Source organism: Thiocapsa sp. (genome assembly GCF_035467215.1).
In the GTDB taxonomy this organism is placed as follows: Bacteria; Pseudomonadota; Gammaproteobacteria; order Chromatiales; family Chromatiaceae; genus Thiocapsa.
Genome location: NZ_DATITZ010000341.1, coordinates 1 through 8,494, shown reverse-complemented (window position 1 = coordinate 8,494; position 8,494 = coordinate 1). Strand labels below are relative to the sequence as shown.

Genomic DNA, 8,494 nt, shown 5'->3' with positions numbered 1-8,494 from the left:
GCCGCGCTCGCGCTCCTCGGGGGCGTTGTCGATCTGATCGTAGGCGCGCGCCTCACCGCCGAATTTCTTCGCCTGGTGCGTCGTGATCGCCGCCGTCAAGGTCGTCTTGCCGTGGTCGACGTGGCCGATCGTGCCGACGTTTACGTGTGGCTTGCTGCGCTCGAATTTTGCTTTGGACATGAACGGCTCCCCGCATGGTTCAAATCGACAAGTCGCGCTGGACGCTACTGCTACGACGATCCAAGATCGACGACTGAATCTCGAAAAAGGAAAATGGAGCCCATGACCGGAGTCGAACCGGTGACCTCACCCTTACCAAGGGTGTGCTCTACCAACTGAGCTACATGGGCGATCGCAAAGCACACATCTTAATGGAGCGGGTGATGGGAATCGAACCCACACCATCAGCTTGGAAGGCTGAGGTTCTACCATTGAACTACACCCGCAGCGCTTTCACGCCATACCACGGGGCTGAAGGGCGAACGCTGCCGTGCCGGCAGGCTACGTCGTTTTCGCGCCTCGAGGACCTACGCTCAAGCCGCAAGCCCAGCCCGGAAAGGCAACCCGCAAAGACACTTCTGCGGCCTAGAATTTGGTGGAGGGGGGAGGATTCGAACCTCCGAAGGCTGAGCCGTCAGATTTACAGTCTGATCCCTTTGACCGCTCGGGAACCCCTCCTTAAAGAGCGGCACAGTATATGGGGCAAAACCGCCAGCGTCAAGCCGGCGTGGACGATTGCGCGCAAGACAACCGGGACGTGCGCCGCACCCGAGGCAATCGGGTCGATACACTCCGGCCCGGCGGATATACAATCGAGGAGCCGAGTCGGACGCCGCGCGCCGATCTCAACGGCGCAAGTGCGATGCGCGCGACCGGACGGCCACCCCCGATCACTGTTGATCCGACCGAAAAAGCCCGGAGACGATAAAGAATGGACGTTACGATTTTTGGCAGCGGTTACGTTGGACTGGTCACTGGCGTCTGCTTGGCGGAGGTCGGCAATCGCGTCCTCTGTATCGACGTGGATCCTGCCAAGATCGCCCTCCTCAACAGCGGGGGCGTGCCCATCTACGAGCCCGGGCTCGACGAGCTGATCAAGCAGAACCGCGCGGCGGGCCGGCTGACCTTCTCGACCGACGCCGAGGAAGGGGTACGGCACGGACTCTTTCAGTTCATCGCGGTCGGCACGCCGCCGGACGAGGACGGCTCGGCCGATCTACAGTACGTCCTCGCGGTCGCGCGCAGCATCGGCGAGCACATGGATGCGTATCGCATCCTGGTCAACAAGTCGACCGTGCCCGTCGGAACCGCCGACAAGGTGGCCGCCGCCGTCCGCGATGCGCAGGCCGCCCGCGATGTAACAGTCGAATTCGACGTGGTCTCCAATCCCGAGTTCCTGAAAGAGGGCGCGGCGATCGACGACTTCATGCGACCGGATCGCATCATCGTCGGCACGGACAATCCGCGTACCGGCGAGCTGCTGCGCGCGCTCTATGCCCCCTTCAATCGCAACCATGACCGCGTCATGCTGATGGACGTGCGCTCGGCCGAGCTGACCAAGTACGCCGCCAATGCCATGCTGGCGACCAAGATCAGCTTCATGAACGAGCTGTCGAACATCGCCGAAGCCGTCGGGGCCGACATCGAAAAGGTTCGCGTCGGCATCGGCTCAGATCCGCGCATCGGCTACCAGTTCATCTACCCCGGCTGCGGCTACGGCGGCTCCTGCTTCCCGAAGGACGTGCGCGCGCTCGAGCGCACCGCGCGTAGCCTGGGGTACGACCCGCAGCTGCTGCATGCCGTCGAGGCCGTGAACTTCCGACAGAAGGACCTGCTGTTCAAAAAGATCCACGCGCATTTCAACGGCGATCTGAAGGGCCGCACCATCGCCGTTTGGGGTCTCTCGTTCAAGCCCAATACCGACGACATGCGAGAGGCATCGAGTCGGGTCTTGATGGAATCGCTCTGGGAGGCGGGAGCCAAGGTTCAGGCATTCGACCCGGTTTCCATGCCGGAGACACAGCGGATCTACGGCGAGCGGGCCGATCTGGCACTGGTCGACGATGCCGTATCGGCATTGGAGGGAGCCGACGCACTTGCCGTCCTGACCGAGTGGTCGCAGTTTCGCAGCCCGGATTTCCGGTTGATGAAGGAAAAGCTCAAGGCCGGAGTGATCTTCGACGGCCGCAACATTCTCGACGGACATCTCGCGACCGCTACCGGACTGACCTATATCTCGATCGGTCGCTTGCCGATGACGGCGCAATAACGCCCGATCGGGTTCGCTCACGCAATCGGCAAGCCCGCCGCACCGGCGCGGGCGCGGCGGGACCGCCCTGACAACCTTGCGACGACGTTTGCCCGGCACGCCGGACGAGCGTCGTCGAGGGCCCGTCAGAAGCGGTGATTCCAACCGATCTGGATATCCATCTGTTCCATGTAGATGGATCCGGATTGAGCCTGGGTGATGCTGGGACTCGTGCCGCTCAGCTCTTCCTCCGGCATGTAGGAAAAGGCCAACGCGAACTCATCCTTTTCCGTAAAGCGGTAGGACGCGCCCAAGGTGAGGTGCCAACGAATGGTCGCGGGCGCCATGATGTTCAGAAGGGCCTGCCGACCGGAGGCGAACTCGGTGTTGTAGCTCACGCCGCCCATCAGACTCAGCTTCTCGTCGTGGTCGTAACGCACACCCACCTTGAAGATGTCCATGCTGTCCCATCCAAACCCGAGTCCGTCCTCACCGCCAAGGCAATACGCGGGTTTGGGGTTCGAGGTGAAACAGGGCGAGATGTCGTTGTCGTTCGAGTTGGAAATCGACGAGACCTCGCCGTAGAAGATACGCTGGTAGTCGAACGCAAAGGTCAGGTCCGGCCGCGCCTTGAAGGAGACGCCGAAGTTCAACATCGCAGGGATATCGAACTCGCCCCCATCGGCGAACAGCCCCTTATAGTCGTCGAATTCCGACATCCACATCTTGGTGCGATACGACATACCGAACGCCAGTTGATCGGTCACCTCGCCGTACCATCCCAGATGCAGGCCGGCGCCGTACGACCAGTCGGTTCCGTTGTTCGAGACCTTGTCCGGATACAAGGAGGCCGCGCGGAACGGCTGAAGCCCTTTGACCTCGATACTCTGCATCGCAAAAACCGGCGCTATACCGACCGATTGCTTTCCATCCGCGAATTTGAAGGTGTAGGGGATCTCGATGAACAATTGCTCGAGGTTGACACCGGTCGAGCCGGTCGCGCTCAGAAAACCGCCGGGGTTGGCGTTGTTGCCGTTCGGCGGCGGAGGCATGTTCGGGTCCGTCACGGGCATCGGCGGGTTCGTCTGCGTGAACAGAAGTCCACCGGGGCTCGCAATCGTGCCTGGAGGCGGCATCATGCCGGGACCGATCGCGAGCTGATTGGGTGCCGCGGCGAAGTTCTCCCAGACCGGGCGATCCCGATAATCACTGTTCATCCCGCCGTTGCCGAAAACGGTAAAGCCGATCGTGCTTTTTTCATCCAGCTCGTAATTGAAACCGAAGCTCGGGATCAGAAACCAATCCCCTTCGCTGTCATATCGGCCCGGAGTGACGAACGGCCCGGTCGGAAAGCCCGAGGCGGGGTCCACCGAAAAGTCGTTGTTCGCGTCGTAGCCCCGCGGCGAAGGACTGAAGAAGGCCAATCCCACATCGAGCGATGTCCCGACGAATGCCATTCCGGCGGGGTTCGTTGCCGTGACGAGCGTATCCTGCGGCAAGGCCGCGGCGACGCCCGCCATCGCCTTGGATTTGGTACCCCAGCCGTGCGAGAAATATCCATTGGTTGCCGATGCCAGTGTCGGCACGGATGCGCATGCAATCACTGCAGCCGTCAACGGCCACTTCAATGTTCCGGTCATGTGCGAAAACTCCTCCAGTCGTCATGCCGATTGAACGGCTAACTTTGTCGTTGGGATGGTCGAGCCCCGCTCGACGGGCTCGCCAGACCCGGCATCGACGGAAGGTCGAATTCGGAGATGAGCCGTCATTGAAAGCCGCGGAGACGACCTCGCCCGCCGACCGGTCGGAAGACTTCGGATTCAGTGCGAGCGATTGCCCGATCCCGAATACGGCGTCATTCGACGGGATGTTTGCGGAAGGCGCGGTGAGGCACTTTTGAGGAAAGGGCCGAGACACGCGGCGATCACGGAGATCAGACGGAATACTCGGCTCGGTATTGCGATTTGTCAAACTCCGCTAAACCGCGTCCGGAGTCAACGATCGACGCGCGATGCTGATTCGACCTCGCCCGACCTCATCGACGCTGTCGCCGATGCGGTTTAGTGGATAAAAAACAGGATTTTAGAGGATCCCAGGCGTGGGGTTCACGGGCCCGGCCCATGCGGGGTCGAGTGCGTGCGAACCGCGAATGAGAATCCGAACGGCATTCAATCGCGCCGTTGCGAGTGGAGGCGATTCATGGCGATCTGGAAGCGGCCGGCGACGAGGTCATCGAGGATCCGCTCGGAATCGGCAAGGGCCGTGTTGATCTGCTCGGCATCAGCCTTGGACGGACGCCCGAGAACATAGCCCGTCACCAGGGTGCGGTCGCCGGGATGGGCTATCCCGATCCGCAGACGCCAAAAGTCGCGACTACCGCCAAGTGCGGCAATGGTGTCGCGCAGCCCGTTGTGCCCGGCGTGACCGCCGCCCTGCTTGAGGCGAACCTGACCAACGGGATGGTCGAGCTCGTCGTGGGCAACGAGGATCTGCTCGGGAGGGATGGAATAGAAGCGGGCGACCGCAGCGATCGATTGACCGCTGCGGTTCATGTAGGTCGAGGGCTTGAGCAGACGCAGATCGGCCCCGGCGAGCCGAATGCGGGCGAGCTGGCCGAAGAATTTAGACTCGGCGCGAAACGCCTCGCGAAAATCCTCGGCAATCCGGTCGACGAGCCAAAAGCCGACGTTGTGACGCGTCGCCTCGTACTGCTCGCCGGGATTGCCGAGACCGACGATCAAACGGATGCCGGCGGGCTCGCTCACCGATCACCGCCGACCGCCGCACGACACGGGCACAGGAGGCCGGCAAAGCGACCATCGAGCACCCGGTCGGCGCCGAAAAACCGTCCTTTCGAAAAGAGAGTCGGCACTGTCGTCGGCCACGTCAGGCGCCCGGCGATGTCAAGCGCCTTCCTCCTCCTCCGTCTCCTCGTCTCCGCCACCGCGCGGGCCGTAAATCATGGCGACGGCCTCGTCCGAATCAGGGACATGCGCAAGACTCACACCCTCGGGCAACTGAATCTCGGACAGATGGATGATCTGGCCGATATCCGTATCGCCCATATCGACGACGATGAACTCCGGGAGATCCTTCGGCAGACAGACGATCTCGAGCTCGGTGATGTTGTGGGACACCTGCCCACCCATCTTGATGCCCTTTGAGCGGTCCTCGTTGATGAAATGCAAGGGCACGCTCATGCGCAGCTTCTCGTCCTGCGTGATCCGCAGAAAGTCCACATGCTGCACGAAAGGCTTTGCGGGATGGCGTTGCAGGTCTTTCAAGACGACCTTCACCGAGCGCTCCCCGATCCGCAGATCGAGGACGTGCGAGTAGAACGCCTCGTTTTCCAGGTGCTTGAGCAGCTCGTTGTGGCCGACCGAGACCATCTCGGGCTCCTGATGGCCACCGTAAACGATGGCGGGCACCTGACCCGTGCGACGCAGGCGGCGGCTCGCACCCGTTCCTGCCGTTGCGCGGGGCTGCGCGTTGATCTCGAAACTGACGCTCATCGGCGTTCTCCGGTTGATGATGACTACAAAAAAGCGCAGGATCCCGCGACCAGGATCGCAACGCCGGAATGGATTAAATCAGTCGACGAACAGCGAGCTGACCGACTCTTCGTTCGAGACCCGCCGCATCGTCTCGGCGAGCAACTCGCCGATACTCAATTGCCTGATCTTGGGACAAGCTTTCGCCGCGGGACGCAATGGAATGGTATTGGTGACTACCAGCTCGTCGAGCCGCGAGGCCGAGATGTTGTCGACGGCCGGCCCCGAGAGCACCGCGTGGGTGCAATAGGCCACGACCCGACAGGCACCGGCATCTTTCAGCGCTGCAGCGGCACTGCATAGGGTCCCCGCAGTGTCGACCAAGTCATCCACGATGACGCACGAGCGATCACGAACATCGCCGATGATGTTCATGACCTTCGCCTCGTTCGCGCGCGGACGGCGTTTGTCGATGATCGCGAGATCCGCATCGTCGAGCCGTTTGGCAAGGGCGCGCGCGCGTACTACGCCGCCGACGTCCGGCGAAACGACCATGAGATCGTCGTAGCGTTTTCGCCAAACATCGCCCAACAGAATCGGCGAGGCATAGACGTTGTCCACCGGGATATCGAAGAACCCCTGGATCTGATCCGCGTGCAGATCGACCGTCAGAACGCGATCGGCGCCGGACTGACCGATCATCTTGGCGACGAGGCGCGCTGTGATCGGAACACGCGCGGAGCGGGGCCGGCGATCCTGCCGGGCATAGCCGAAATAGGGGATGACCGCGGTGATACGTTTGGCCGACGCCCAGCGCAGCGCATCGATCATCACCAGCAGCTCCATCAGATTATCGTTCGTCGGAGCCCCGGTCGGCTGCACGACGAAGACATCGCGGCCGCGCACGTTCTCCTGAATCTCGGCCATCACCTCGCCGTCGCTGAACTGACCGACGACGGCCTTACCGAGCGGGACGCTCAAATAACCGGCGATCTCGACCGAGAGCTCCGGATTGGCATTCCCGGAAAAAACCATCAAATGGCTGGCAGGCACTGGCGATTTCCTGACGTCTTGCTGGGGGGGGGGTGACAACACCGGGGCTCGACTGAAACGCGACGAACCGTCGGCAAACCGACGCGTCGCGGCGCGACGGGGTATGGCTGGGGCGCCAGGATTCGAACCTGGGGGTGCCGGGATCAAAACCCGGTGCCTTACCGCTTGGCTACGCCCCAAAAACTGGTCTGGCCCTCGACATCACGCACGCTGCACGCCGCAGCATCAGGATAGCGTGTCCATGTGCGCGATCAGCGGCGATCGATTCAGCCCGCGGGCGACGAACGCGCGCATCTTGGGTGGACAGTGCTCAAGCGCGCGGAGCGCGTGCGACCGATCATCGAAGACCGCAAAGACACAGGCCCCGGTTCCGGTCAACCGTCCACCGCCCCAGCCCGAAAGCCAATCGAGGGCCTCCGCAACTGGAGTATAGCCGCGTCGCACGACGCTCAGGCAATCGTTCGTGACGTCGCCGGCAACGAAGTCCGCTAGTGTGGCGGGCACCGAATCCCGTGTCAACTCAGGATGCATAAACACATCCCTCGTGGAGACCGAGCAGGGCGGAGACAACACCAAGTACCAGGGCTCGGGCAACATGACCGGCGTCAGGCGCTCCCCGACACCCTCTCCCCAAGCCGCAAATCCACGCACGAAGACAGGCACGTCGGCGCCGAGAGGCAAGGCCAGATCCGCGAGGGCGTCCTCGTCGAGACCGGTGGCCCAGAGCCGATTCAGTGCGACCAGCGTGGTCGCCGCATCGGAACTACCGCCCCCGAGCCCCCCGCCCATCGGAAGCAGCTTGTCGCAGCGGATATCCGCCCCGAGACGGCAACCGGTCGCGTCCCGGAGGGTCCGGGCCGCGCGGACGGTCAGATCGTCCTCCGGGGCGACGCCCGGCACGTCGAGGAGACGATGGATCAGCCCGTCCTCGCGCACCTCGAACCTAAGCCGATCGCAACGATCGATGAACTGGAACACCGTCTGCAGCTCGTGATAACCATCGGGCCGACGCCCGACGATGCGCAGCATAAGATTGAGTTTGGCGGGCGCGGGCCAAAACGACTCGGGGGACGGCTCGAACCTGAACGGCTCGTTCATCGGGCTCTGGCTCATCGTGCTCCGGCCGATCGGGTTCCGACTCATCGCGACGGCTCGCCGCCGGATGCGCGATGCCGCCCCATGACCTCTTTGAGGTACTCATGGTCCGGATGCTCCTTGGCCGCCGCCTCCCAGACCTCGAGGGCATCTTCGCGACGATTCATGGCCCAGAGAACCTCGCCGAGGTGCGCGGCGATCTCCCCGTCGCTCAAGCTCTCGAGCGCGCGCCTGAGATAATCGAGGGCGGTCTCGTAATCGCCGAGCCGGTAATGTACCCAGCCCATGCTGTCGAGGATTGCCGGCTCGTCAGGCTTGAGCGCATAGGCCTTCTCGATGTAGCCCTTGGCCTCGGCGTAGCGGTCGGTTCGATCCGCCAGGGTGTAGCCGAGCGCATTCAGGGCATCGGCATGCTCGGGGTCGATCTCGATGATCCGCCTCAGATCCTGCTCGGCGAGCTCGATCCGATCGAGCTTGACCGCCGAGAGCGCCCGCGCGTATAGCAGATTTTCGTCGTCGGGAAATGCCTGCAAGGCGCTGTCGAAGATCGCCATCGCTTCGTCGGATCGGCCGACCGACTCGAGAATCTCGGTCTCGACCAGGTAGA

At 62.6% G+C, this 8,494-nt stretch carries 8 protein-coding genes and 4 tRNA genes; 1 reads left to right on the top strand and 11 read right to left on the bottom strand.

Going from position 1 to position 8,494, the window contains the following annotated elements:
- From VLR48_RS18415 to VLR48_RS18400, 4 genes are all read right to left on the bottom strand, one after another.
- Positions 1-180 (bottom strand): GTP-binding protein (locus VLR48_RS18415; RefSeq protein WP_325290268.1); only part of this gene is annotated, 180 nt, incomplete at its 3' end.
- Positions 181-274: 94 nt separating this feature from the next.
- A tRNA-Thr gene (locus VLR48_RS18410) sits at positions 275-350 on the bottom strand.
- 22 nt (positions 351-372) lie between these two features.
- Positions 373-446: transfer RNA gene (locus tag VLR48_RS18405), tRNA-Gly, on the bottom strand.
- A gap of 147 nt (positions 447-593) precedes the next feature.
- A tRNA-Tyr gene (locus VLR48_RS18400) sits at positions 594-678 on the bottom strand.
- A gap of 253 nt (positions 679-931) precedes the next feature.
- Between VLR48_RS18400 and VLR48_RS18395 the strand changes: the two genes are divergently transcribed.
- Positions 932-2,269 (top strand): UDP-glucose/GDP-mannose dehydrogenase family protein, encoded by a 1,338-nt coding sequence (locus VLR48_RS18395; protein ID WP_325293181.1) that lies wholly within the window; start codon positions 932-934, stop codon positions 2,267-2,269.
- A gap of 125 nt (positions 2,270-2,394) precedes the next feature.
- On the opposite strand, the gene VLR48_RS18390 is transcribed toward VLR48_RS18395, so the two are convergent.
- The 7 genes from VLR48_RS18390 to VLR48_RS18360 form a co-directional block, all read right to left on the bottom strand.
- Positions 2,395-3,888 carry an OmpP1/FadL family transporter gene (locus VLR48_RS18390; RefSeq protein ID WP_325293180.1) on the bottom strand — a complete coding sequence of 498 codons (1,494 nt, stop codon included), beginning with the start codon at positions 3,886-3,888 and terminating at the stop codon, positions 2,395-2,397.
- Positions 3,889-4,416: 528 nt separating this feature from the next.
- Entirely contained in the window at positions 4,417-5,013 is a 597-nt protein-coding gene (gene pth / locus VLR48_RS18385; protein ID WP_325293179.1) for an aminoacyl-tRNA hydrolase, read from the bottom strand.
- A 138-nt stretch (positions 5,014-5,151) separates the two neighbouring features.
- A complete protein-coding gene (locus VLR48_RS18380; RefSeq protein ID WP_325293178.1) occupies positions 5,152-5,760 on the bottom strand; it encodes a 50S ribosomal protein L25/general stress protein Ctc in 609 nt (202 codons plus the stop codon).
- A 78-nt stretch (positions 5,761-5,838) separates the two neighbouring features.
- Complete coding sequence (locus VLR48_RS18375; protein ID WP_093027450.1) at positions 5,839-6,792, bottom strand: ribose-phosphate diphosphokinase; 954 nt, start codon at positions 6,790-6,792, stop codon at positions 5,839-5,841.
- Positions 6,793-6,896: 104 nt separating this feature from the next.
- Positions 6,897-6,971: transfer RNA gene (locus VLR48_RS18370), tRNA-Gln, on the bottom strand.
- Between the two features lie 46 nt (positions 6,972-7,017).
- Complete coding sequence (gene ispE, locus VLR48_RS18365) at positions 7,018-7,905, bottom strand: 4-(cytidine 5'-diphospho)-2-C-methyl-D-erythritol kinase (protein ID WP_325293177.1); 888 nt, start codon at positions 7,903-7,905, stop codon at positions 7,018-7,020.
- 26 nt (positions 7,906-7,931) lie between these two features.
- The coding region (locus VLR48_RS18360) for a tetratricopeptide repeat protein (RefSeq protein WP_325293176.1) at positions 7,932-8,494 on the bottom strand (563 nt) is incomplete at its 5' end.

Bases quoted from the DNA above. Each gene is read 5' to 3' on its own strand.
- VLR48_RS18395 (WP_325293181.1), top strand. From the start codon at position 932: ATGGACGTTACGATTTTTGGCAGCGGTTACGTTGGACTGGTCACTGGC.
- VLR48_RS18390 (WP_325293180.1), bottom strand. From the start codon at position 3,888: ATGACCGGAACATTGAAGTGGCCGTTGACGGCTGCAGTGATTGCATGC.
- VLR48_RS18380 (WP_325293178.1), bottom strand. From the start codon at position 5,760: ATGAGCGTCAGTTTCGAGATCAACGCGCAGCCCCGCGCAACGGCAGGA.
- ispE (WP_325293177.1), bottom strand. From the start codon at position 7,905: ATGAGCCAGAGCCCGATGAACGAGCCGTTCAGGTTCGAGCCGTCCCCC.